Source organism: Rathayibacter sp. AY1C1 (genome assembly GCF_002932105.1).
In the GTDB taxonomy this organism is placed as follows: domain Bacteria; phylum Actinomycetota; class Actinomycetes; order Actinomycetales; family Microbacteriaceae; genus Rathayibacter.
Genome location: NZ_PSWH01000028.1, coordinates 1 through 21790 on the forward strand (window position 1 = coordinate 1; position 21790 = coordinate 21790).

Sequence of the window (21790 nt, forward strand, 5' to 3'; positions counted from 1 at the left end):
GGTGAGGCCGGTCAGGGTGGCGTTGCGTCCGTTGCCCGAGATGTCGAGCAGGGCCGAGCCCGCGTCCGACACGTCGTAGTGCCCGCCGCGCCCCCCCTCCGCTCCCGTCTCGCCCCCTCGGAGCCGCCCGCCCGCAGCCCCCGCCGGTACCCGCGAGCCCCGCGCAGCCGCCGGACTCCGACTCTCCGCGTCAGCCGTCCCAGCCGCCGGGGAGGTCGCGGACCACCCGCCAGCGCGGGTCGAGCTGCGTCGCCGCCCCTCCGTTCCACGCGCGGCTGTGGAACCACGGCGCGATCACGTCGGCGCCGCCGTGCACGTGGTCGCCGAGATGCGCGCCCCAGTACGAGAAGGTCGAGTTCGTCAGCACCAGGCGGCGGGACGCGGCCAGCAGGGCGAGCTGCTGCGGCACCGGCGTCCCCGCCCCCGGGAAGCGCACCTCGAGGCCCTCGAGGACGCGGGCCAGCTTCACCCGGCACCAGTCGAGGTCGTCCGACACGATCAGGACGCTGCGCACGGGCTCCCGCTCGCGGGCCAGGGCGAGCGCCGCGTCGACGTACTCGACCACGTCGAAGGAGTAGCGGCCGCGGAAGGCCGGGACGCTGTAGTAGTCGCCGCGCCGGATGTTCACGGTGAGGTCCGCCTCCGGTCGCGCCGCCGCCGCCAGAGCGGTGAAGGGGCCGCCGGGCGGGAGCAGCATCGTCGCGACGAAGTCCGCCAGCTCGTCCGCTGTGAACTCCACGCCGAGCTCCTGGTGGACGCTCCCGAGCTCGCGGGGGCTGAAGAACGACATCTCCGCCGGGGGCACCACGAGCTCCTCGAGGACCCGCGGGAAGACCTCCGCCCACTCCGCGGTCCTCCGCGTCGCGCGCACCGCGGTCGGCACCCCGCGGCTCCGACGGGCGTGGGCCTGCAGCCAGAAGTAGGCGAGGTTCCCGATCCCGAACGACTCGCCGGGCAGCAGCATCGTCGTGCCCTTTCGGCGGAGGGGCGCCAGCAGTGCCGAGCGGACGTCGCCGAGCGTCACCACCGCGGGCCTCCCCCGCTCACGAGAGCTCTCCGAGCGCCACGAGCTGGGCGAAGCCGGGGTGCGCGGCCCGCACCTCCTCGAAGGTGCCGGCCCCCTCGATCCGGCCGCCGTCGAGGAAGAGCAGCCGGTCGGCGCCGCGCACGGTCGAGAGCCGGTGGGCGACCACGAGGACGGTCATGCTGCCGTGCAGCTCGGCGACGGCCCGCGAGATCTCGTGCTCCGTGCGGTTGTCGAGCGCCGAGGTCGCCTCGTCGAGGACGAGGACCGAGGGGCGCCGGTACAGCGCCCGGGCGAGGCCGAGCCGCTGGCGCTGGCCGCCGGAGAGGCGGACGCCGCGCTCGCCCACGCGGGTGTCCAGACCCTGCGGCAGCCCGCCGACGAACTCCTCGAGCTGCGCCGTCCGCAGCACCTCGCGCACGCGCTCGTGGTCGACCTCGGCCGCCGGCACCCCGAAGGCGACGTTCGCGGCGACGGTCGCGTCCAGGAGGAACACGTCCTGCGGCACCACGCCGAGCCCCGCGTACCAGGCCGCCGGGTCCTCGTCGATCGGCCGCCCGCCGCAGAGGATCCGACCGCTCGTGGGCGGGAGCAGGCCGAGGACCAGGTCGAGGAGGGTGCTCTTGCCGGCGCCGCTGGATCCGACGAAGGCGGTCGTGGCGTTCCGCTGGATCACCAGCGAGACGTCCCGCACCACGTCCACGTCGGAGTCGGCGTAGCGGTACGTGACGTGCTCGAGCGCGATGTCGCCGGAGTAGCGGCCGCCCGGCCCGGGCGTCTCGTCGTGCGCCCCCTCGGAGGCGAGCTCCTCGGCCGCCTCGGAGACGATCCGCAGCCCCGCCTGCCCGCTGCGCACGATCGCGAACGTGGCCGAGACGCGGTTGAGCGTCGGCAGGGCGCGGAGGGAGGCGGCCGCGAAGACGCCCAGGACGGAGAGCGCCTCGGCGCCGGAGCCGGTGGCGACGAGGATCCCCGAGACGCCCACGACGGCGACGACGAAGCCGATCTCGAGCAGGTACTTCGGCAGCTCCGAGACGAGCGAGAGGGAGCGCAGAGCCTGGGCGCTGCGGCGCTTGGCCCCGCTGAAGCCGGCGACCAGGCTCGCCGCGCTCGACGTGAGGCGCGCCTCGCGGAACCCGTCGAGCGAGGGGAGCAGGAACTGCCACGACTCCAGCGCCGCCTCCGCCATCTCCTCGCCGATCCGGCCCTGCCGCCGCCGCAGGAGGGCCTGGACGCCGCCGAGCAGCACCGCGAAGAAGACGGCCGCGAACAGGGTCGCGACCGGCGAGGCGACCAGCAGGATCGCCACGATCGCGACGAGCACCAGCAGGTCGGAGGCGATGCCGATCACGCCGAGCAGCACGCCGGCCGCCTGCGCGCTGGCGTCGTTGATGGTCCGGTACACCTCGGCGAGGCGCCGGGAGCGGTGGACGGCGTAGGGCGCGAGGACGTACCGCCGCAGCAGCTCCGTCGCAGCGTCGGCCGAGATCCGCGTGGTGCGGCCGAGCAGCCACCACCGGAAGACGATCGTCCCGGCGCTCTTGAGCACGAAGACGACCGCGACGAAGCCGGCGATGATCGGGAGGAGGGTCTGGACGTCCGTCGAGCCGAGGACGCCGGAGAGGACTCCGAGCGCGCCCGTGGTGGTGTCGGTCCCGGTGAGCAGCGCCATGAGCGGCACCATCGCGGCGACGCCCAGGGTGTCGAGGACCGCGAGCGCGAGGGAGCCCGCGACGGCGGCGGTGATCCACCCCGGAGAGGCGGCGCCGGCCAGCGAGAGGAGGGTGCGCAGCCCCGGTCGCAGGGACCCGCCGCTCACGCCGCCACCCCCTCGTACACGGCGGCGATCCCGCCGCACATGGCGGAGACGTCCCGCACGGCACGAGGAGCCGCGGCCCTCGACGCCTGCCGCTCCAGCGCCGCGGCCACCGCCTCCGGGTCGTCGGCGTCGACCAGCGAGTCCCGCTCGACGATCTCGGGGTTCCCGCCCACCGCGGAGGCGACCACGCCGATCCCGCGGGCGGCCGCATCGAGCAGCGTGTAGGAGCAGTTCTCCCAGACCGAGAGCTGGGCGACGACGTCCGCCGCGGCGAGCGCCGCCTCCGGATCGGCGAAGCCGGGGAAGGACACCGCGTCGCCGAGGCCGAGCCGCTCGGCCCGGGCGCGCAGGGCGCCGTCGAGCGGTCCCTCGCCCGCGACGGTCAGCGTGGCGCCGGGGACGCGCCGGTGCAGCACCGCGAAGGCCTCGAGCAGCGCGTCCAGGCGCTTCTCCGGCGCCAGGCGCGCGAGCGAGAGGACCCGGAGGGAGCCCGGCTCCCCCGGCTCGCGGTCGCGGGGCGCGGCGTCGACTCCGTTCAGCACGACCTGCACCGGCAGGCTCGGCCGCCACTTCTCGATCATGGTGCGGCGGGTGGCCTCCGAGACGGCGATCGCGCCGTGGAACGACTGCAGCCGCGCGTGGTGCGCCGCCGCGGTCGTCCGCGCCCGCAGTGCGGTGCGGTGGTAGACGTCGGGCCCGGCGATGCCGTGCTCCGTCGTGACGCGGCGGACCCCGCGGGGCAGCGGGGTCGCCGCGGTCACGAGGTCGGCGTGGGCGAGGTGGGAGTGGACGACCGCCGGGCGGAGAGCCGCCGCGGTCGCGCGCAGGGTCGCCACGGAGGCGGCGGCGCCGGCGGACGCTCCGAAGCGCCCGGTCGTCACGGCCGAGCCCTGCTCCCGCAGCCGCTCGGCGAGTGCTCCCTCCGGGCAGAGCACGACGAGGCGGTGGCCGGGGATCCCGTGCCGAGCGGCGTCGAGGACGTGGCGGGCCACCCCGCCGAACTCGCCGACCGGCACCGCCCAGAGCGCGAGCGGGGTCACAGCCACTCCTCCAGCCGCTCGAGCGCGGTCCAGAAGCCCTCGCCGCTGTTCACGTGCCCCTGCCAGATCTCGGGGATGAACGGCACCCCGGGCGCCAGCTCGTCGAGCGACGCCGCGAAGTCCGGCCAGTCGATCTCGCCCTCGCCGATCTGCACCCCCTCGCCGTCGACACCCGTCGCGTCGACGAGGTGCAGGTGCGCGCTGAGCGGAGCGAGCAGCGTCACCGCCTCCGAGAAGGCGAGCCCGAGGTGGTTCGCTGCGAGCTTGGTGTGCGAGGCGTCGAGGCAGAGCGGCGTGCCGGTCGCGGCCGCGAACTCGGCGGTGTCGCGCGGGTCCACGAAGAGGTTGTGGAACTGCTGCCCGCCCATGAGCCACGGGTAGGGCGGGAGGGTCTGCGCCAGCACGCGGACGCCGCTCGCGTCGATCCGCTCGAGGGCGTCGGCGACGCGCTCGTAGAGGGGAGCGCGCTGATCCGGAGCCACGTGCGCGTGCCGGGTGAAGCCGCCCATCGTGACGACCATCATCGGGTCCTCCTCCTGGCGGAACCAGCGCGCGAGGCTCCGGGTGGTCTCGACGGTGCGCTGCACCTCCGCGATCGAGCGCTCCCACACGTCATCGTCGAAGGAGGCGAGGTCGACGAGGAAGTCGCCCGCGAACAGGTCCGGCAGGTGGGTGGTGAAGCCGGAGTCGAGGCGGCGGGTGAACACGTCGTCCGGCTCGATCTCGAGGTCGCGGTACGAGAAGTGGAACTCGAGGAAGTCGGCGTTCGACTCCGCGGCGAGCGCCGCGTGGTCGTGGTACCGCACCGGCAGGCCCCAGGGGCGGCGGAACCGGAACGGCCGACCGGACGGCGTGCTCTCGCGCAGATCGCCGGCGAAGAAGAACCCGCCCTCCTCGACGTCGCGGTGGAGGGCGCGGCCGAGCAGCTGCGGCAGCTCGTTGGGCTGGAGGCCCCGGCCGGGGCTGCGGACGACGACGTCGGCGGCGCGCACCACGTCCCCGATCGAGAGGTCGCGGGAGGCGACCAGCGACTTCGCGAGCGAGACGCGGTTCATCGACTCCCCCGTCGAGACCGATCGGGCGTCGCGCGTGCCGAGCGAGTCCTCGATGTCGCGGATCTCGCCGACCATGCGGCGGAACTCGTCCGGGAGCAGGGACACCGTGTGGTCGTTGCCCTCCATCCCCCGGTCGACCGTGAAGTGCTTCTCGACGATGCGGGCCCCGCGGGCGACCGCGGCGACGGGGACGTGCCAGCCCCGCTCGTGGCCGGAGTAGCCGACGACGCCGCCGCCGATCTCGGCGAGCCGGTCGAGGTAGGCGAGGTTGAGGTCGCGGTAGGGCGCCGGGTACGTCGACTGGGTGTGCAGCAGGGCGAAGGAGGTGCCGAGCGAGCGCAGCAGCGCGACCGACTCGAGGATCTCGGACTCGCGGGACATCCCGGTGCTGAGCAGCAGGGGCAGCCCCCGGGTGCCGGCGTCCTCGATCAGGCCGTGGTTGGTGAGGTCCGCCGAGGCGATCTTGAGGCCCGGGATCCCGTAGTCGACGAGGGCCTGCACGCTCGGGGCGTCCCACGGGGTGCAGAGGACGTCGATCCCGGCCTCGGCCGCGTGGTCGAAGACCCGGAGGAGCGGCTCGGCGGGCAGCGAGAAGCGGCGCAGGAGGTCGATCGTGTACTGGGCGCCGAGGTCCTCCCCCGCGGTGGCCCCGCCGGCGCGCCGGTAGAGGGAGTCGAGGTCGCGCAGCTGGAACTTCACCGCGTCGGCGCCCGCCTCGACCGCGAGGTCGACCAGCCGCCGCGCCAGATCGACCGAGCCGTTGTGGTTGTTGCCGATCTCCGCGATCAGGAAGGCCGGGTGGCCGTCGCCCACCTCGTGGCGGCCGATCCGCAGCGCCCGGTCGCCCTCGACCGCGATCGCGACGAGGTGCCCGCGATCGTCGACGAGCGGGAGGTGGCTGATCCCGTCGCGGCCGAGCCGGGCGGCGATCGCGGTGGCCGGCTCGTCCGCTCCCGCCGTGCGGACGGCGGTGTTCGCGACGGCGAGGGCCGGGACGTCGAGGGAGGCCGTCGGGTTCGCGATGATCCAGCGGCGGAAGTCGCCGTCGGACACCGACCCGCGGAGGATCCCGTGCCCGTCGACGCAGAAGACGATCCGCTGCTTGTTCGCGTTGATCTTGGCCAGCGCGGTGAGCACCGGGTCCTCGGCGAAGACGATGAACGGGGCGAGGTGCCGGTCGATGATCATGCGCCGCCTCCCGCCGACAGGCCGAGGAGGGTCTGCTCGACCACCGCGAGGTCCGCCTCGGTGTCGATGTCCCCGCCCTCCGCCTCGTCCATGACGAACAGGCCGACCCGGCCGCCGATCCGGTTGCGCTCGCGCTCGTAGACCTCGGTGCGGGTGAGGTAGAGGGACCCGGTCTCCCGGTAGAAGAAGTCGGCCTCGGCGAGGTCCTGGCGCCGCGGCCGGGCCGTGACGTCGTACTGCGGCACGGAGGCGCCCTCCTGCAGCCGCCAGAGGAACGGCGTCTGCGGGACGACGCCCACCAGCGAGTCGACCCCCGTCGAGGCGAACTGCTCGAGCGCGCGGGCGAGGGTGCCCGGGAGCCGGATCGGCGAGGTCGCCTGGAGGAGCATCACCGCGTCCGGGCGGCGGCCCAGCGCGGCCCGGTGCTCGATCGCGTGGAGCACGACGGGCTCGGTCGCCGTCTCGTCGCGCGCCAGCTCGGCGGGCCGGAGGAACGGCACGTCCGCTCCCGCCCCCTCCGCGATCGCGGCCAGCTCGGGGTCGTCGGTCGACACGAGCACGTCGAGACCGGCGGCGAGCGCCTGCTCGATGCTCCAGACCACCAGCGGGCGGCCCGCGACGGGGCGGGCGTTCTTGCGCGGGACGCCCTTCGAGCCCCCGCGCACGGGGATGACGCAGAGAACGGTCACGGGGTGCCTCCTTCGGCGATGGCGAGTGCCCGGCGGGCGACGGCGACGGCCGGCTCGACGGACGGGACGGGCGGAGCCGCGGTCGGCGTCTGCCCGCCCCAGCGCGCGAGCCGGTACCGGCTCCAGAACTCGAGCACCCAGGCGGGCGGGTCCTCGCAGACGACCCACGCGGGGATCCCGGCGGCCGCGGCCTCGAGGACCCCGGTCGAGAAGATCGAGGCGACCGGCCGGGCCTGCGCGGCGAGGTCGCCGCCGCGGAGCACCCGGATGCCGCGGCGCTCCCACCGCGCGTGCTGCCAGCGCGAGCGGCGGTCGACCTCGGCGGGGTGGGGGCGGTAGTCGGCGCCCGCCTCGCGGCAGAAGCGGGAGGCGGTGGCCGCGGCCGTCCGCCGGGGCAGCTCCGCGCCGTGCAGCTGGCCGAGGAACAGGGGCCGCTCCTCGAGCCGCTCGGGGCGCGGGCGGCGCGACGCGGTCCAGAGCAGCTGGCTGCCGACGACCTCGGTCTCCACGTCGCTGCGGCCGGAGGTCCAGAAGGCCGCGTCCTCCTCCGAGAACGCCAGCAGCGTCGCTCCGGGCGGGAGCGGCGGGGCGGAGGGGGTGAGCAGGCCGTGCTGCACGACCAGGAAGCGGGCGCCGAGGATTCCGGACCAGCGGTGGGCGGCCGCTCCCGCCGCGAGGAAGTGGCCGGTGGCGATCACGGCGCGGAGGCCCCGCAGCTCGGCGGGCGGGTCCGCCTCCGGGTCGACCGGGTGCGCCCTCCAGCGGCCCGGCAGCAGCCCGGACAGCGCGTCGCCGGCTCCGGAGGGAGCGAGGACCGCCGCCGGAGCCCCGCCGAGAGGAGCGAGCGAGGCCGCGGTCGAAGCGAGGGCGCTCGCCGTCGACGCCTCCACCGCGAGCAGGACCGCGGGCCGGTCGCCGCGCACGTGCAGCACCAGGCGGGTCGGCTCGGAGCCCCGCAGCGCCGCCCGGGCGGTGCGCAGCGGGTCGCGGCCGCGCTGCCAGCGGCGCCAGGCCTCCAGGTCGGTCGGGTGCGTCAGCGCCACAGGGCCCTCACCTCCCGCATCCGGTGCACGAAGGTGTGCTCGGCGCCGGTGCGGCGCGCGCCCGCCTCGCGGATGCGCCGCGCCCACGAGGGGTCCGCGCCCGCCCGCCGCACGTGCTCGACGAGCTGGTCGCGCTCCTCGAAGACGAGCACCTCGCTGCCCACCTCGTAGAACTCCGCCACCTCGGGCCGGTCGATCAGGGTCAGCGCCCCGACGCCCGGCGCCTCGAAGGCGCGCATCGAGAGCCCGCCGTGGCCCGCGCCGTGCAGCGCCAGGGTCGCGGTCGAGCCGGCCATCACTCCGTAGTAGCCCGCCCGCGGGACGTCGCGGCGGGCGGGGACGCCGGCCGAGCGCCAGCGGCCGGTGCGCGCCACGTCCCAGGGATGGCGCGACCACTGCCGCCCGTACGCCTCGACCGCGACCCCACCGGCCGCGAGCTCCCGCAGCACGCGCTCGCGCTCGGGGTAGCGGGCGCCGACGAAGGTCACCGCGGAGGAGGGGCGGGGGCGGAAGGAGAGGAGGGAGTCGAAGGCGTCGGGCAGGTGCCCGGCCGGAACCCCCGCGCGGACGAGCTCGGCGACGTCGGCGACGGAGTAGCTGACGATCGACACCGCCTCCCCGGCGAGGGAGCGCAGACGGTCGACGGGGTGCCCCATGTTGCGGAGCTCGTCGTAGAGCCAGAGCACCACGGGGACGCCGGCGCGGCCGATCTCCTCCCACCAGGCGTCGCCGAGGGAGTCGCCCTTCACCACGAGGACGGCCCGGGGCCGGACGGCCCGCAGCGCCGCGATCGCGCGGTCGGTCTCGGCGCGCATCGACGAGCGCCGGAGCCGGCCCCCGGGGAGCCGGTGGCCGAGTGCGTCGCGCACGTGGCCCAGCCCGGTCGCGGCGTCGTAGCGGTGGACGACCACGTCGTCGCCCAGGTGGGCCAGCGCCGATTCGAGCGCCTCCCAGTAGCCGTGGAAGACCGGGCTCACCACGAGCACGGGCCCGCTCACCGGGACGCCGCCTCGGCGGCGGCGACGAGCCGGAGCTCGCGCCGGAGGACGGCCAGCGGGCGCACGTCGCTGCCGGCGGCGGCACGCACCGCGTTGGCGGCGAGGTTCACGGCGGAGGCGGCGCGCAGGGCCGCGGCGAGGGCGGCGGGGCGCCCGCCCCACTTGCGGGCGTAGCGCAGGCGCGAGGCGACCAGCCAGATCAGCCGGCGCGCGGGGTCGGAGGAGCCGCCTCCCGTGTGCTCGGCGACGACGGAGCCGGCGAAGACCGAGGGCACGCCGCGCTCGCGCAGCCGGCGCTGGAGGTCGACCTCCTCGCAGTTCATGTGGAAGGACTCGTCGAACCCGCCGACCGCGCGGAACTCGGCCACCGGCAGCAGCATCACGGCGCCCACCACCCAGTCCACCGGCACCGTCGCGCCCGGGGCGCACCGGGTGTCGTGGCCGACGGCGGCGTGCAGCCGCGGGCGCCAGCGCGCGAGCGGAGTGAGCCACTCCACGACGTAGTGGCGCAGCCGCGGGAAGCGCCGGCCGACCCACTGCCGCTCCCCGCCCGCGTCGACGAGGTCCGGAGCGACGACCGCGGGCAGCCACGGCCGTCCCGCCTCGAGCAGGTCGCGGAGGAAGGAGGGTCCGACGACGAGGTCGCTGTTGAGCACCAGGAGCAGCGGGTGGCGCGCCCGGGCGGCGCCCGTGTTCACCGCGGCGCCGAAGCCGCCGTTCCGCTCGCGCCGCACGACCTCCACTCCGTCGATCCCGGCCGGGAACGGGACCGGGGAGGCGTCGTCGACGACGACGATCTCGAGGGCGGGGGGCGACTCCTGGCTGCGGAGCCGCTCGACGAGGGCGAGCGCGGGCGCGGGGTCGCCGTAGTGCGGGATCACGACGCTCACCCCCTCGGCGGTCACCTCGCGACCGTCTCGGCGGCGCGGTCCCGGCGGAGCGAGCGGCGGGTGCTCCGGACGGTGGCGGCCGGGGGCTCCGCGCCGACGGGCAGAGCACCGAGAGCGGGGAGGATCACCCGGAGCAGGGCGTCGATGTCCTCGACGGCCGCCGCGGCGACGTCCGGTCCGCGCCCGAACGGGTCGGCGAAGTCGTCCTCGGCGCCGTAGGGGGCGGTGTCGTCGGCGAGCAGCCGCAGGAGCGGGACGCCGGGGGCGGCTCCCGCCAGCCGCGCCGCCCGGCGGACCGTGGTGGTGCGGCGCGCGGCGGCCGGGAAGTGGCGGGTGACCCACTCCCGCTGGCCCGCCTCGAACACCAGCACGGGATCGGTGCCGGCGAGCATCCGGCCGTCGGCCTGGCGCGCGCGGTGCCCGGCCGTGGAGAGTCCGCGGGCCCGCAGCGCATCGCTGAGCTCGGGGTCGAGCCCGCGGCCGGCCTCCGCGTGCGTTCCCGCGCTCTCGACCCGCCAGTCGGAGCCGGCGCCGAGCAGGCGCGCCGCGATCAGCTCGGCCGAGGGCGACCGGGCCACGTTCGCATGGCAGAGCAGGAGCAGGCGCCCGCTCATCGAGCCGCCCGGCGGGACGTCTGCGGAGGCAGGGCCCGCGACTCCACCGGGGCGAGCTCGGACCGGCGCGGTGCCGCCGCCGCGCGCTTGCGCCCCGTCGCCGGCTGCGGCTCGGCGTAGTACGCGTTCTTGCGGTCGTAGTAGTAGTACCCGGTGTCGCCGTCACGGGCGGTGACCATGTTGAGCACGGTGCCGAGCACGCGGGCGCGGACCTGCTGGACGATCCGCCGGGCGGCGACCACCTCGGGCCGGTGCGTCTGGTTCGAGGCGACGACGAAGACGACGCCGTCGACGACGGTCGCGACGATGGAGGCGTCGGTGACGGGCAGCACGGGCGGCGCGTCGATGATGACGAAGTAGTCCTTCGAGAGGCGCGCGACCAGGGCGCGCATCGCCTCGGAGCCGAGCATCTCGGACGGGTTCGGCGGGATGTGCCCGGCCGGGAGGGCGTAGAGGCCCGCGGTGCCGGTGGGGCGGATCGCGTCGTCCACAGGGATCTGGTGGCTGAGGACCTCGCTGAGGCCGATGGCGCCGTCGATGTCCAGCATCCGCGCCACGGAGGGCCGGCGGAGGTCCGCGTCGACCAGGAGGGTGCGCTGCCCGGACTCCGCGGTGACGCGGGCCAGTCCGGCGGCGATCGTGGACTTGCCCTCGGCCTGGTTGGCGCTGGTGATCACGACGCTGCGCGTCTCCTCGTCGACGCTGGAGAAGCGCAGGCCCGTCCGGAGCGAGCGGAACGCCTCCGCGGTGAGCGCGTCGGTGCCGCGGCGGCCGCCGGTCCGGCCCGGGCGTCCGGCCTTGGGGATGCGCCCGAGGACGCCGACGCCGAAGAGCTCGGTGAGGTCGTCGACGGTCCGCACGCGGATGTCGAGGGCCCGGCGGAGGAAGGCGAGACCGAAGCCGAGCACCAGGCCGCCCAGGGCGCCGAGCAGGATGTTCCGCACCCAGTCGGGGCTCGTCGGGGCGGCGGGCGGCTCCGCGTTCTCGAGCGGGACGACGGTGATCTGCGGTGTGCGGTCGGCGGTGGACTGCGTCTCGATGTCGGTGATGACGGCCGCCAGCGCCGCGAGCGCCCCGTTGGCCAGGGCTGCGGCGTTCTGCGCGGTCCCGGCCGCGGCGGTGACCTCGATCAGGGTGCTGCCCGGAGCGACCCTCGCGGTGAGGCGGCCGCTCAGGGCCTCTCCGCCGGGGTTCGCCTCCGGGTCGGCCTCGATCCGCTCGGAGACGGCGCTGCTCGAGATCAGCGGCAGGTAGGCGTTCGCCCGGGTCACCGCGGTCTGCGACCCGCTGATCGCATCGGCCGAGCTGCCGTCGCTCGCGGCGATCACGAATCCGGCCGAGCTCGACTCGTAGACCTTCGGAGTGAGGAACGAGAAGGCGGCCATCGCCAGAGCTCCGACGAGCACGGCGCCCACGAGGGTCCGCCAGTTCCGCCGGATGAATGCGATGAGATCGACGACAGTCACTGCGCACCTTTCTGCGTGCCGCGCATGCGCCGCACGACGATGCTGAGGTGTCGGTCACGCTAGCAATGCGGAGCGCCTTTCCCTAGGCGGTCCCCGACCCCTCGGGAGGCCCTTTCTGCGAGGATGACGACATGTCCGCGCCAGGGGGAGAGATCGTCGTCGAGAGGCGTTCCCCGCTCGTTCACGAGGCCTTTCCGATAGCACATTCCGCTCGGATACTCGATGCCGTCCTGATGGGCCTCCTGGTCTACCGGCTCCCCACCCCCTTCCTCCCGGGGAGCGTCCCGCTGGCCCAGACGGCGCTGGCCGCCCTGGTCCTCGTCAGCCTCTTCCGGCGGCCCACCCGCCGTCTCGGACGGGCCGCCTGGTACCCGTGGCTGTGCCTCGCCCTGCTCGCCTTCGTCCTCGCCGGCTCGTCCTTCGACGGCCTCGACGCCCTGCGCCGGGCGGCGAACATCGCGCTCGTCATGCTCGCCGCGGGCTTCCTCGCGAGCGGGCGGATCGACGTGGTCTCGGGGCTCAAAGGACTCGCCGCGGCGCTGTCGCTGAACGCCGTGCTGTTCGTCGCGGGACTCGCCCCGGACAGCTACCAGGGCGCCCTGACCGGCTACCTGCAGGACAAGAACGTGGCCGGTCTCGTCTACGGAGCGGCGGCGCTGCTGGTCTCGGCGCTCAGCTCGCGGCTGTGGCTGCGGGTCGGCGTGCTCGCGCTCGGGGCCGCCGCGGTCGTCGCCACCGACTCCCGCACGTCCATGGCGGCCTACGCCTGCGCGCTCGTGTGGCTCGTCGCGGCGCCGTACCTGCGCCTGCTCTTCCGCGCGCTCCTCGGCGGCGGCCTCGTCCTGCTGTTCCTCTGGGCCGAGCGGAACCTGGCGACGGCCGGCGACTACGGGGTGGAGCGGGCCGGCTCCGACGCCCTGCGCGCCCGCATCCTCGACGCCTCGGTCGACAAGGTGGCGCTCTCGCCGTGGACCGGCTCCGGGCTCGGAGAGGCGACCGCGCGGGTCGACGGGATCGACTGGTTCTTCCACAACTCCTACCTGGCGCTGATGGCCGAGGGCGGCGTCGTGCTGCTCGTCGGCGTCGTCGGCACCGTGCTCGTGGCCGGCTTCGCGACCACGGCCGCCGGGGCCGGGAGCCGCCCGGGGCACGCGGTCGGCGCGGCGAGCATCCTGGTGCTGCTGTGCGCGACGCAGCTGGGCGAGGTGTTCTTCGCCCCGATCTCGTTCGTCGTGATCGGCGCGGGTCTCGCTCTGCTCGCGGAGCGGTCCGCCCGCGCCCGCGCTCTGCCGCCGGAGTAGCGCCTCCCGCGTCCACCCGATCCGGCGCGGATCCACGGATCCGGGGCGCGGAGGTCCCGGTCGGCGGGCCCTTCCCGGTGGGGCGGAGGTCGCCCGGTGCGGCTCCGGTCGACCGCCGCTCAGGCGCGGCCGCGCTCGCGGACCGCGTCGCGGAGTACCGCGCGGACGCCCGCCCACATGCGCCGCGCGTTCAGCCCGGCCAGCACCCGCTCCCGGCCCGCGCGGGCGACCTCGGCCCGCTTCCCGTCGTCGCTCAGCACCGCCTCCAGCACCGCCGCGATCCCCGCTGGATCGTGCAGGGGCAGCGCGAAGGACGTCTCGCCGTCGCGGATGTAGCCGGTCATCGCGGCGCTCGCGGTGACCGCCGTGCAGGTCCCGCAGCCGGAGGCCTCCAGCAGGACGCTCTGGCCCGTCGGGTAGGCGAGGTCGTGGCTGGTGACGACGACGAGCTCGGCGTCGCGCAGGTTGTCGCGGTGCCGATCGACCGGGACGGGGTCGTGCAGGACGACGTTGGCCGGCAGCGCCCGGGACGGCCGCCGCGCAGGAGTGGTCACGATGTCGAACCGCCGGTGCGGCAGGCGCTCGGCGGCGGCGACCAGCGAGTCGAAGTCGCGCCCGCGGTCGACACCGACGGCGAGCACCTCGAACCGCTTCGGACGCGGCGGAACGGGCCGGTAGTAGTCGGAGTCGACCCCGAAGAGCACCGGTGCGATCCGCCGCTCGTCGACGCCGTGGCGGGCGAAGACCTCGCGCTGGTTCTCGCTGAGCACGACGAGCCGGTCCACGCCATGGAGCAGCCGGACCACCTGTCGGCGCCGCTCCGGCGAGCCGGTGAGCAGCTCCTCCGCCCACCAGCAGGAGAGGACCACGAGCGGCGTGCGGCCGTACGGCCCGAGCCGCGCGCGCCGGAGCAGGGCGGGGAGGCCCGCCTCCGGCTCGAGCACGCAGAGCACCGCGTCGGCCGAGCGGACCGCCCGGAGCGCGCGCAGCTGCGTGTCCACGTTCAGCCCCGTGCGGTGCTCCACGACGTCGCGGAGCTTCACGTGCGCGGGCCGAGACGCGTGACCGGGGACGAGGAGCCGCGTCGAGTCGTCCCGGAGGAGGTCGGCCCGGTACGGCAGCCTCCCGCGGGCGAAGGGCTCGCCCGGAGCCAGGCGCAGTGTCGAGTGCTTGAGGAACAGTCCGAGCACTCTGAGGACTTCCGGTTCGCGGGTCATCGTCGTCCTTTCCCGAGGGAGGAGGAGAGGCTCCCCGCGGCATTCCCCGGAAAGCGGATCGGTCTCCTGGCGGGAGGATCAGGAATCATCGGAGAGGGCCATCCGCGCCAGAAGTCCGTCGATAGCCGACTTCCCGGAGGACGGGGAGTAGGAATCGTTCCAGCGGGCACGATCCCTCTCCCGCGACTCCGATAGTCCTCTCTTCTTCCGGGCTCTGATCAGCTCGGCCAGAGCCCGCGGATCCCCGGCTCGGAACGTGGCGTCGATCGACGGGCCGACGACCTCGGGGAGCGCACCGCTATCGCTCACCACCACGGGGACGCCGGCCGACATCGCCTCCGTCACGACCAGGCCGAACGACTCCGGCTGCACCGACGGCACCACCAGGAGGTCGATCCGCGAGAAGAGGTCGCCGGGCTCGATCCACCCCGGCCGGTCCACCAGAGCGGCGACCGGAGCGAGGGCCGCCTCCACCTCGCGACGCTCCCGCTCCGCCACGAACCGGGGCTCGCCCGCCAGCACCAGGCGATACGCGCCCGGTTCCCCGGCCTCCAGCAGCGCCAGCGCCTCGGTGAGGACCCGCACCCCCTTCGCGAGCGAGGGACGCCCGAGGAAGCCGAGGACGGTCGTCCCGTCCTCCCGCGGCCGCGCCTCCGGCAGGTCGACGCGGCGGCTCCAGTTCGGCAGCACGGTCGACCCGGGGACGACCCCCGCCAGGTAGCGGGAGGGGACGAGGGTCGCCAGCGCGCCGCGGCGGGCCACGGGCGCGAGCAGCCGCTGCAGGCCGGACGGGCGCTGGTGCAGATGCACGATCCGCCGCGGACGCCCTGCGGTCGCGACGGCCGGCACCAGCCCGTTGCACCACAGCACGCCCTCGCGGGAGGAGGCGTCCCAGCGCCGCAGCGCGCGCATCCAGGCGGGTCTGCCCGTGGCCTCGAGCTCGACGACCCGGTGGCCGGCGGCGAGGGCGGCGACGACGAGCGCACGCGGCTCCGAGGGGCCGACGACCACGACCGGGACCTCGAGCGCCTCGAGCGCCTCCGCGATGCTCAGCAGCATCACCTCGCCGCCGCCGATGTCGCCGTTGTTGGTCGCGAGCGCCACCGGAGGCCGCCCGGCGCCGCCCGCTCCCCCGTGGATCATCCGCCGCCCCGCCCGCCTCCGTGCGGCGCCCCCGCGGCCCGCGGGCCCATCCTCACCGAGACGAGCGCTCCGCTCCACCGCCCCCGGCCGGGCTCCGCGGGCCGCAGGAGCGCTGGAATACTGACCGGATGGAGCTCGTGGGCGTTCTCTGGGCCGACGAGGCCGTGCCGCTGGTGTCGGCGTTCGTCCACCGGCGGGCCGACGCGGCGGGCCTGCGCGCACTCGTGCTCAAGGGACCGACCGCCGCCGCCGACCGGCTCCGGCCGCCCCGCGCCTCCGGCGACGTCGACCTGCTGGTCGCCCCCGACGACCTGCCCCGGATCCTGGCCCTCCTGGCCGCCGACGGCTGGACCGAGCGGCCCTGGCCGGACGGACCGACGCTCGCGGCCAAGCACTCGCGCTCCTACCGGCACGCCGCGTGGCCGGTCGACATCGACGTGCACTGGCGGTGGCCGGGATTCCTCGTGCCGCCGCGCGACGCCTTCGAGGCGCTGTGGAGCCGGCACCGGATCGTGGAGCTGGCCGGCCGTCCGGTCGCGACCGCCAGCGTCGCCGACTCGGCACTCGTGCTGGCGCTGCACGCGCTCCGCGACGCCTGGCAGATCACCGACCCGCGCCTCACGCGGCCCTCCGACTACGACCTGCTCGTCGAGGCGGTGGCCGCCCGCGCGGAGCTGCACGCTCCGCTCCGGGCGGCTGCGGAGGAGCTCGGCGCCGTCCAGACCGCGCAGCCCTTCCTCGACGCGCTCGGCATCCGCGCGCGCGCCGGGGAGGTGCCCGCGGCCGAGCTGCGGGCGTGGCGGATCAACGCGAGCTCGCCCCACGCCTCCGCGGGGTGGGTGCAGGCCGTGCGCGCGGCCGGCTGGCGGCAGCGGCCGCTGCTCCTCGCCCGCGCCGTCTTCCCCGCTCCCCACGCCCTGCGCGCCGCCGACCCCGCCATCGGCCCGCGCCGGATCGACGTGGCGGCCGGCTGGTGGCGGCGGCTGCGCCGCGGCGCCCGCACGGCTCCGCTCGCGTGGGACCACCTCCGACGGACGGACAGGACCTGACATGACCCGCCGACTGATCCGCGCCCCCTTCGGGCTCGGCGTGCGCTTCACCTTCGACGACACCGTCCCCGACCGCTTCGTGGCGGAGGTGGAGGAGTCGTGGAACGACGTGGACGACGACGCCGATCGCCCGGGCTCCGAGTACCGGGTGTCGCTGACCGAGCCGGTCGGGGAGCCCGGAGTGATCGCGCAGCCGACCGAGGACGCCCTCGCCGAGCACATCGGCGCCGCGCTCACCCTCGCGGCGGCCGACGCCTGCGAGGGCCGGCTGCTCAGCGTGCACGCCGCCGCGGTCGCCCTGCCCGACGGCCGCGTCGTCGCGTTCGCCGGCCGGCCCGGTGCCGGGAAGTCGACGCTCGTGAGCCTCGCCGCGCGCCGGTACGGGTACGTGACCGACGAGACGCTCGCCGTCCGCCGCGACGGGCGGGTGCTGCCGTTCCGGAAGCCCGTCGCCCTCCTCGACGGCGGCGACTGGAAGCGGCACCGCTCCCCCGCCGCGATGGGCCTGCAGCCGCTGCCGGACGCTCCGCTGCGCCTGGCCGCCCTGCTCCTGATCGCCCGCGACCCGTCCGGCCCGGCGGAGCCCCGGCTCGAGCCGATCGCCTTCGACGAGGCGCTCTCGGTGCTGCTGCCCGAGCTGAGCCACTTCGCACGACTGCCCGCGGCGCTGCACCACCTCGCCGGGCTGCTCGACTCCGTCGGCGGGGCGCAGGTGCTCCGCTACCGCGAGGCGGAGACCGTGCTGCCGCTCCTGGAGCGGATCGGGGAGCCGTCGCCGGTCGTCGCCGACGCGCCGGAGGCCGATGCGGCGGCGCCCGGCCCGGGCCTGCTCGCGCGAGCCGCCGGCGTCGAGTGGGTCGAGCGCGACGGAGTGGTCAGCTGCCTCCTCGACGAGCGGGTCGAGACGCTGAACGGGATCGGCCCGGTGCTGTGGCGCGCTCTCGGGACGCCCGCGACGGTCGACGCGCTGACCGGGGCCGTCGTCGCCGAGCACGGCGCCCCGCCCGCGGGCGACCCCCGGGCGCACGTCGAGGCCGTGCTCGACGCGATGGTCGAGCACGGCCTCGTGGTCCGCGGCGCCTGACGGCGCCGAGCGGGGCTAGCCCGTGCGGACGTTCGGCCCGACGGAGCCGCGGGCGATGAACAGGTCGAGCAGGTTCACGAGCCCCACCGCGCGGATGTAGAGCGCCGCGACGTCGTAGCGGCCGACGGGGAGCGCCTCGAGGGCGGCCGGCCCGGTCGGGTTGGTGGAGCGGTTCTGCGCGTTGACGTCGATCTGGATGACGTCCCGCAGGGCGGTGAAGACCGGGGTGATCGCGGTGGTGACAACGGCTCCGACAAGAGCAGGCAGGGCCGCGAGCAGCGGGTTCAGCACGTTCAGGACCAGGGTCAAGACGCTGGCGAGCACGCCAGCGCCGTTCAGCGGAATCCCAAGGATCCTGATGTTCTCGCGCAGCCGCTGTGTGAGCACGGTGACCAGCGACGTCGTGAAGGCGGTCAGGGCCGCCGCCGGAACGCCGAGTCCGCTGTCCACGAGGAGCGTCGAGTTCGGCGGGAGGTTGTTGAGGAAGGCGGAGTAGGAGCCGAACTGCGTGTTCCCGGGCTGCCCGGGAGCCGGCCCGAGGAGGGAGGCGAGATCGATGGTCAGTGTCGCCGGAGTCGTCCCGAGGCTCGCCTGGATCGGCTGACCTCCACCCGGCAGGTTCCCCGCGAGGATGGCGGCGGTGTCGACGGTGACAAGACCGATATTGCCGATCGTCGTCAGGGCGGTCGTCACTTGAGTGACGAGAGCTGTCAGCGCCGTCGACGTGAGCACCAGGTTCAGCCTGGTGATCTGGTAGTCGCGCTGCAGGTTGTCCGACCCGGGCACGCAGGCCGACTGAAGAGCTGCGCGTCCGGTGACGGCGCCGATCTGCAGAGTGAGCCCGGCAACGTTGGTCAGGAGGTCAGACAGACCAGGCCCGCCGACGGCGGCGAGGATCGCCTGCAGGTTGACGGTGCCGAAGTCGGGGTAGCTCCCCGACGTCGGGGTCAGCGCCAGCTGGCCGGCATTGGTGATCGCACCGGAGGCTCCGCGGACGGTGCCGGTGGTGCTCGCCTCCGCGTACTGGTTGAGGGTGCCGACGCCGGCGGGAGCCGCCAGCGTGAGGAGGGAGGAGAGCGTGCCGGTCAGCCCGGTCGCGTTCACGGCGATGCCGTTCAGTACCGTGGCGTTGACGCCGCCCGTCACGACGACCGGGTCGGGCGGATTCGGTCCCGACGCCGGCGCAGTCGCCGTCACGCCCGAGACACCGGCGACATTGTCGAGGTTCACGCCGCCGAGGAAGCCGCTGAGGAGGCGTCCGCGGGCGACCGCCTGGAAGACCGTGCCCACCGGGAAGCAGCTGATCGAGACGGCGGAGGCGGACTGCGCCAGCATCACCGCGGGCACCGACCAGACCGCTCCGGCCACGACCGTCCGCCGTGCGAAGACGCCCGCGGAATTCGCGCTCTTCTTCTCGCTCTTATCGCTGATATCGCTGGATGCGAGCGGATTAGACTCCGACATTGGCGGCCCTCCGGTGCTGTCGCTCGACGTACACCCCTTGGCGCGTCGGCGGCAAACATAGCGAGAGAGGCGTCGCGATAAGAGGCGCTGGCGGATTTCTACTCGCACTGGCGGTGATCAGCGGAGAGGACGCGGAGAAGATGGCAGAGGACCCCCGGCTCCTTCTCTGGCGGCGCCGCCCGGACACGGCCTCCGTCGATCTGAACGGGCGCGTCCTGGTGCTCCCGCTGGACGTCTCCCCGATGGGCAGCCCCTACGCGCTGCGCGAGAGCGTGGCCGCGACCTGGCGCGCGCTCGACGACGAGCCGCAGGACTTCTCCGGCCTGGCCGACCGGCTCGCCCGCCTCCACACCACCGATCCCGGCGCCATCGCCGACGACCTGGCGCGCGTGCTGAGCGGGCTGGAGGAGCTGCTCCTGGTCGAGAGCAGCCCGCGCGGCGAGGAGCCACGATGAGTGTCGCGAGCGTCGTCGTCCCCAGCTACGCGGGGGCGGCCCGCCTGCCCCGCCTCCTCGCCGCCCTCGCGGCTCAGACCCACCGCGACCTCGACGTGGTCGTGGTCCTCGACGGCGTCGTCGATGCCAGCGAGCCCGCCCTCGACGCCTCCCCCGTGCCCGTGCGCCGCGTCGTGCTCCCCGAGAACCGGGGGCGCTCCGCCGCGCTCACCGCCGGCTTCGACGCCGCGCGGGGCGACGTGCTGATCCGCTGCGACGACGACCTCGAGCCCGGCCCGGGCTGGGCCGCCGCGCACGTCGCGGCCCACCGGGACGCGGTCATCGGCGTCGTCGGCCTCTGCCCCGACGTCGACCCGGGCACCGCCTACTCCCGCGCCTACGGCCGGCCCGCCGGCGAGCGCTTCCGCCGCGGCGCCTACGCGGCGGGTTCCGACGCCTCCTGGCGCTACTGGGGCGGCAACGTCTCGGTGACGCGGGCGACGTACGACCGGGTCGGCGGCTACAGCACCGACTACCGCGAGTACGGCTGGGAGGACGTCGACTGGGGCTACCGGCTGCACCGCCTGGGAGTGCCGGTGCGGATCGAGCCCGGCGCCGAGGCCCTGCACCACGGCGCCTCCGTCTCGGCGGCGGTCCGCAGCCGGCGCGCGTTCCTCTCGGGGGCGGCCCGCCGCACCTTCGAGCGGCTGCACCCCGAGCAGGTGCGGGAGGCGGTGCCCGCAGCCGGCGCGTGGGACGCAGCCGTGCGCCTCCTGGCCCGCGACGGGAGCGAGCGGCGGACGGCACTGGTCGCGGGATTCGCGGACGCCGCGCTCGGAGTGGTGCCCCGCCCGGTCGGCGAGAAGCTGGTCGCGCTCGCCGTCGAGTCCGCAGCGATCGCGGGCTACGACCGCGGCAGAGGGCGTCCCGCGCACGGGTGACGGCGGCGCGGATCGACGGATCCGCGGGCCCGACAGCGGCGCCGACGCCGTGCGGGAGCCGATCTAGGCTCCCCCGCATGCGAGTCCTTCTGGTGGGCGGAGCGGGCTACATCGGGAGCCACACCGCCGTCGCGCTCCTCGAGAGCGGCCACGAGGTGCTGGTCGTGGACGACCTCTCGCACGCGAGCGAGCGGACCCTCGACACGGTGGAGGAGCTGACCGGCTCGGTGGTCCCCCGCCTGATCGCCGACGCGCGCGACACGGCCGCACTGACCCGCTTCCTCGCCGCCCACGGCCCGGTCGACGCCCTGGTCCTGCTCGCCGGGCTCAAGTCGGTCGGCGACTCGGTGCGGCGGCCCGTCGAGTACTGGACGGTCAACGTCGGGCTCGCCACCGCGGCGTTCTCGGTCGCAGCGGAGGCGGGGATCCGCACCGTCGTGTTCTCGAGCTCGGCGGCCGTCTACAGCCCGGGCGGCGCGATGCCGGTCGGGGAGGACTCCCCCGCCGGGCTCAGCGCGGCGAGCCCCTACGGCGCGACCAAGCGCGTCATCGAGGAGATCCTCGGCGACGCCGCGCGCGCCGATCCCCTCCTGCGCGCGGTCAGCCTCCGCTACTTCAATCCCATCGGCGCGCACCCGTCGGGGCGGATCGGCGAGGATCCGGCCACGGCGCCGGGGAGCCTCCTGCCCGTGCTGACGCGGGCCGCGGGCGACCCCTCCCGGTGCGTCGACGTCCTCGGCGACGACTACCCGACCCCCGACGGCACGGGGCTGCGCGACTACATCCACGTCTGCGATCTCGCGGCCGGGCACGTCGCGGCGCTCGAGCGCGCGCGGCCCGGGCACCGCGTCTACAACCTCGGCACGGGCTCGCCGACGAGCGTCCTCGAGCTGATCGACGAGGTCGAGCGGGCGAGCGGGGAGACGGTCCGGTGGCGGGTCGTGGAGCGTCGGCCGGGCGACCTCGCCGCGAGCTGGGCCGACCCGGCACGCGCCGAGCGGGAGCTGGGCTGGCGGGCGGTGCGCACCGTCCGCGAGGGCGTCCGCGACCAGTGGCGGTGGCAGACCCTGCAGCGCATCGGCGTCTCCTGATCCTTTCGGCACGGCGTCACTGAAAGAGTGACTTCTTCTTCTCCGCGGCTCTTCTCCATCGTTGTGACCTCCAAGGGAATAGCGCCTCCGCGACGCACTCCAGACGATCCTCGCCATTCCACTCGCGGCTTATCCGGATTATCGGACTCTCCTTTCCCCGTCGTTCTGCGACGACTCGTACTCGCCTTTCGATTCCTTCTCCACGAGCCGGTTAGCTTCTACTGCACTGCTGATCGGTCA

19 protein-coding genes are annotated in these 21790 nt (G+C 75.2%); 6 read left to right on the forward strand and 13 right to left on the reverse strand.

Going from position 1 to position 21790, the window contains the following annotated elements:
- Nucleotides 1–190 precede the first annotated feature (190 nt).
- Genes C5C71_RS12830 through C5C71_RS12875 form a run of 10 tightly spaced genes read right to left on the reverse strand, consistent with a single transcriptional unit; the run spans nucleotide 191 to nucleotide 11826 of the window.
- Nucleotides 191–1027 (reverse strand): alpha-1,2-fucosyltransferase, encoded by an 837-nt coding sequence (locus C5C71_RS12830; protein WP_104337826.1) that lies wholly within the window; start codon nucleotides 1025–1027, stop codon nucleotides 191–193.
- 16 nt (nucleotides 1028–1043) lie between these two features.
- Nucleotides 1044–2843, reverse strand: coding sequence for an ABC transporter ATP-binding protein (locus C5C71_RS12835; protein ID WP_104224510.1), 1800 nt, complete (start codon nucleotides 2841–2843; stop codon nucleotides 1044–1046).
- A complete protein-coding gene (locus C5C71_RS12840; RefSeq protein WP_104337827.1) occupies nucleotides 2840–3883 on the reverse strand; it encodes a glycosyltransferase family 4 protein in 1044 nt (347 codons plus the stop codon). Before C5C71_RS12840 ends, C5C71_RS12835 begins: the two co-directional genes overlap by 4 nt.
- Nucleotides 3880–6126 carry an N-acetylneuraminate synthase family protein gene (locus C5C71_RS12845; RefSeq protein ID WP_104337828.1) on the reverse strand — a complete coding sequence of 749 codons (2247 nt, stop codon included), beginning with the start codon at nucleotides 6124–6126 and terminating at the stop codon, nucleotides 3880–3882. Before C5C71_RS12845 ends, C5C71_RS12840 begins: the two co-directional genes overlap by 4 nt.
- Nucleotides 6123–6815, reverse strand: a complete 693-nt coding sequence (locus C5C71_RS12850; protein WP_104273571.1) for a cytidylyltransferase domain-containing protein — start codon at nucleotides 6813–6815, stop codon at nucleotides 6123–6125. The genes C5C71_RS12845 and C5C71_RS12850 overlap by 4 nt, the downstream gene beginning before the upstream one ends.
- Nucleotides 6812–7858, reverse strand: coding sequence for a hypothetical protein (locus C5C71_RS12855; protein WP_104337829.1), 1047 nt, complete (start codon nucleotides 7856–7858; stop codon nucleotides 6812–6814). Before C5C71_RS12855 ends, C5C71_RS12850 begins: the two co-directional genes overlap by 4 nt.
- Nucleotides 7849–8856, reverse strand: coding sequence for a glycosyltransferase (locus tag C5C71_RS12860; protein ID WP_104263340.1), 1008 nt, complete (start codon nucleotides 8854–8856; stop codon nucleotides 7849–7851). Before C5C71_RS12860 ends, C5C71_RS12855 begins: the two co-directional genes overlap by 10 nt.
- Complete coding sequence (locus tag C5C71_RS12865; protein WP_104297711.1) at nucleotides 8853–9761, reverse strand: glycosyltransferase family 2 protein; 909 nt, start codon at nucleotides 9759–9761, stop codon at nucleotides 8853–8855. The genes C5C71_RS12860 and C5C71_RS12865 overlap by 4 nt, the downstream gene beginning before the upstream one ends.
- Entirely contained in the window at nucleotides 9758–10360 is a 603-nt protein-coding gene (locus C5C71_RS12870) for a hypothetical protein (RefSeq protein ID WP_104227202.1), read from the reverse strand. The genes C5C71_RS12865 and C5C71_RS12870 overlap by 4 nt, the downstream gene beginning before the upstream one ends.
- Entirely contained in the window at nucleotides 10357–11826 is a 1470-nt protein-coding gene (locus C5C71_RS12875) for a polysaccharide biosynthesis tyrosine autokinase (RefSeq protein ID WP_104247947.1), read from the reverse strand. The genes C5C71_RS12870 and C5C71_RS12875 overlap by 4 nt, the downstream gene beginning before the upstream one ends.
- A gap of 233 nt (nucleotides 11827–12059) precedes the next feature.
- On the opposite strand from C5C71_RS12875, the gene C5C71_RS12880 reads away from it, so the two are divergent.
- On the forward strand, nucleotides 12060–13127 hold the full coding sequence (locus C5C71_RS12880) for an O-antigen ligase family protein (RefSeq protein WP_104337830.1): 1068 nt from the start codon (nucleotides 12060–12062) through the stop codon (nucleotides 13125–13127).
- Nucleotides 13128–13246: 119 nt separating this feature from the next.
- On the opposite strand, the gene C5C71_RS12885 is transcribed toward C5C71_RS12880, so the two are convergent.
- Nucleotides 13247–14344 (reverse strand): glycosyltransferase family 4 protein, encoded by a 1098-nt coding sequence (locus tag C5C71_RS12885; protein WP_104337831.1) that lies wholly within the window; start codon nucleotides 14342–14344, stop codon nucleotides 13247–13249.
- Between the two features lie 78 nt (nucleotides 14345–14422).
- Nucleotides 14423–15487: a glycosyltransferase family 4 protein gene (locus C5C71_RS12890; RefSeq protein ID WP_104247944.1), complete on the reverse strand. Its 1065-nt coding sequence runs from the start codon at nucleotides 15485–15487 to the stop codon at nucleotides 14423–14425.
- A 128-nt stretch (nucleotides 15488–15615) separates the two neighbouring features.
- On the opposite strand from C5C71_RS12890, the gene C5C71_RS12895 reads away from it, so the two are divergent.
- Nucleotides 15616–16536, forward strand: coding sequence for a nucleotidyltransferase family protein (locus C5C71_RS12895; RefSeq protein WP_104248013.1), 921 nt, complete (start codon nucleotides 15616–15618; stop codon nucleotides 16534–16536).
- Between the two features lies 1 nt (nucleotide 16537).
- Nucleotides 16538–17620, forward strand: coding sequence for a PqqD family protein (locus tag C5C71_RS12900; protein WP_104337832.1), 1083 nt, complete (start codon nucleotides 16538–16540; stop codon nucleotides 17618–17620).
- A 15-nt stretch (nucleotides 17621–17635) separates the two neighbouring features.
- Here C5C71_RS12900 and C5C71_RS12905 read toward each other — a convergent pair whose 3' ends face one another.
- Nucleotides 17636–19084, reverse strand: coding sequence for a choice-of-anchor G family protein (locus C5C71_RS12905; protein WP_146084464.1), 1449 nt, complete (start codon nucleotides 19082–19084; stop codon nucleotides 17636–17638).
- A gap of 140 nt (nucleotides 19085–19224) precedes the next feature.
- On the opposite strand from C5C71_RS12905, the gene C5C71_RS12910 reads away from it, so the two are divergent.
- The 3 genes from C5C71_RS12910 to galE all read left to right on the forward strand — a co-directional run bounded on the left by C5C71_RS12910 (nucleotide 19225) and on the right by galE (nucleotide 21550).
- On the forward strand, nucleotides 19225–19539 hold the full coding sequence (locus C5C71_RS12910) for a hypothetical protein (RefSeq protein ID WP_146084465.1): 315 nt from the start codon (nucleotides 19225–19227) through the stop codon (nucleotides 19537–19539).
- The gene (locus C5C71_RS12915; RefSeq protein ID WP_104309963.1) at nucleotides 19536–20459 is read left to right on the forward strand and encodes a glycosyltransferase; all 924 of its coding nucleotides are present in this window, start codon (nucleotides 19536–19538) and stop codon (nucleotides 20457–20459) included. The genes C5C71_RS12910 and C5C71_RS12915 overlap by 4 nt, the downstream gene beginning before the upstream one ends.
- 77 nt (nucleotides 20460–20536) lie before the next feature.
- The gene (galE, locus tag C5C71_RS12920) at nucleotides 20537–21550 is read left to right on the forward strand and encodes a UDP-glucose 4-epimerase GalE (protein ID WP_104337835.1); all 1014 of its coding nucleotides are present in this window, start codon (nucleotides 20537–20539) and stop codon (nucleotides 21548–21550) included.
- Nucleotides 21551–21790 lie beyond the last annotated feature (240 nt).

Coding starts and splice junctions, on each gene's coding strand:
- C5C71_RS12845 (WP_104337828.1), bottom strand. CDS start 6,126: ATGATCATCGACCGGCACCTCGCCCCGTTCATCGTCTTCGCCGAGGAC.
- C5C71_RS12870 (WP_104227202.1), bottom strand. CDS start 10,360: ATGAGCGGGCGCCTGCTCCTGCTCTGCCATGCGAACGTGGCCCGGTCG.
- C5C71_RS12880 (WP_104337830.1), top strand. CDS start 12,060: ATGGGCCTCCTGGTCTACCGGCTCCCCACCCCCTTCCTCCCGGGGAGC.
- C5C71_RS12885 (WP_104337831.1), bottom strand. CDS start 14,344: ATGACCCGCGAACCGGAAGTCCTCAGAGTGCTCGGACTGTTCCTCAAG.
- C5C71_RS12890 (WP_104247944.1), bottom strand. CDS start 15,487: ATGATCCACGGGGGAGCGGGCGGCGCCGGGCGGCCTCCGGTGGCGCTC.
- C5C71_RS12895 (WP_104248013.1), top strand. CDS start 15,616: ATGGAGCTCGTGGGCGTTCTCTGGGCCGACGAGGCCGTGCCGCTGGTG.
- C5C71_RS12900 (WP_104337832.1), top strand. CDS start 16,538: ATGACCCGCCGACTGATCCGCGCCCCCTTCGGGCTCGGCGTGCGCTTC.
- C5C71_RS12905 (WP_146084464.1), bottom strand. CDS start 19,084: ATGTCGGAGTCTAATCCGCTCGCATCCAGCGATATCAGCGATAAGAGC.
- C5C71_RS12910 (WP_146084465.1), top strand. CDS start 19,225: ATGGCAGAGGACCCCCGGCTCCTTCTCTGGCGGCGCCGCCCGGACACG.
- C5C71_RS12915 (WP_104309963.1), top strand. CDS start 19,536: ATGAGTGTCGCGAGCGTCGTCGTCCCCAGCTACGCGGGGGCGGCCCGC.
- galE (WP_104337835.1), top strand. CDS start 20,537: ATGCGAGTCCTTCTGGTGGGCGGAGCGGGCTACATCGGGAGCCACACC.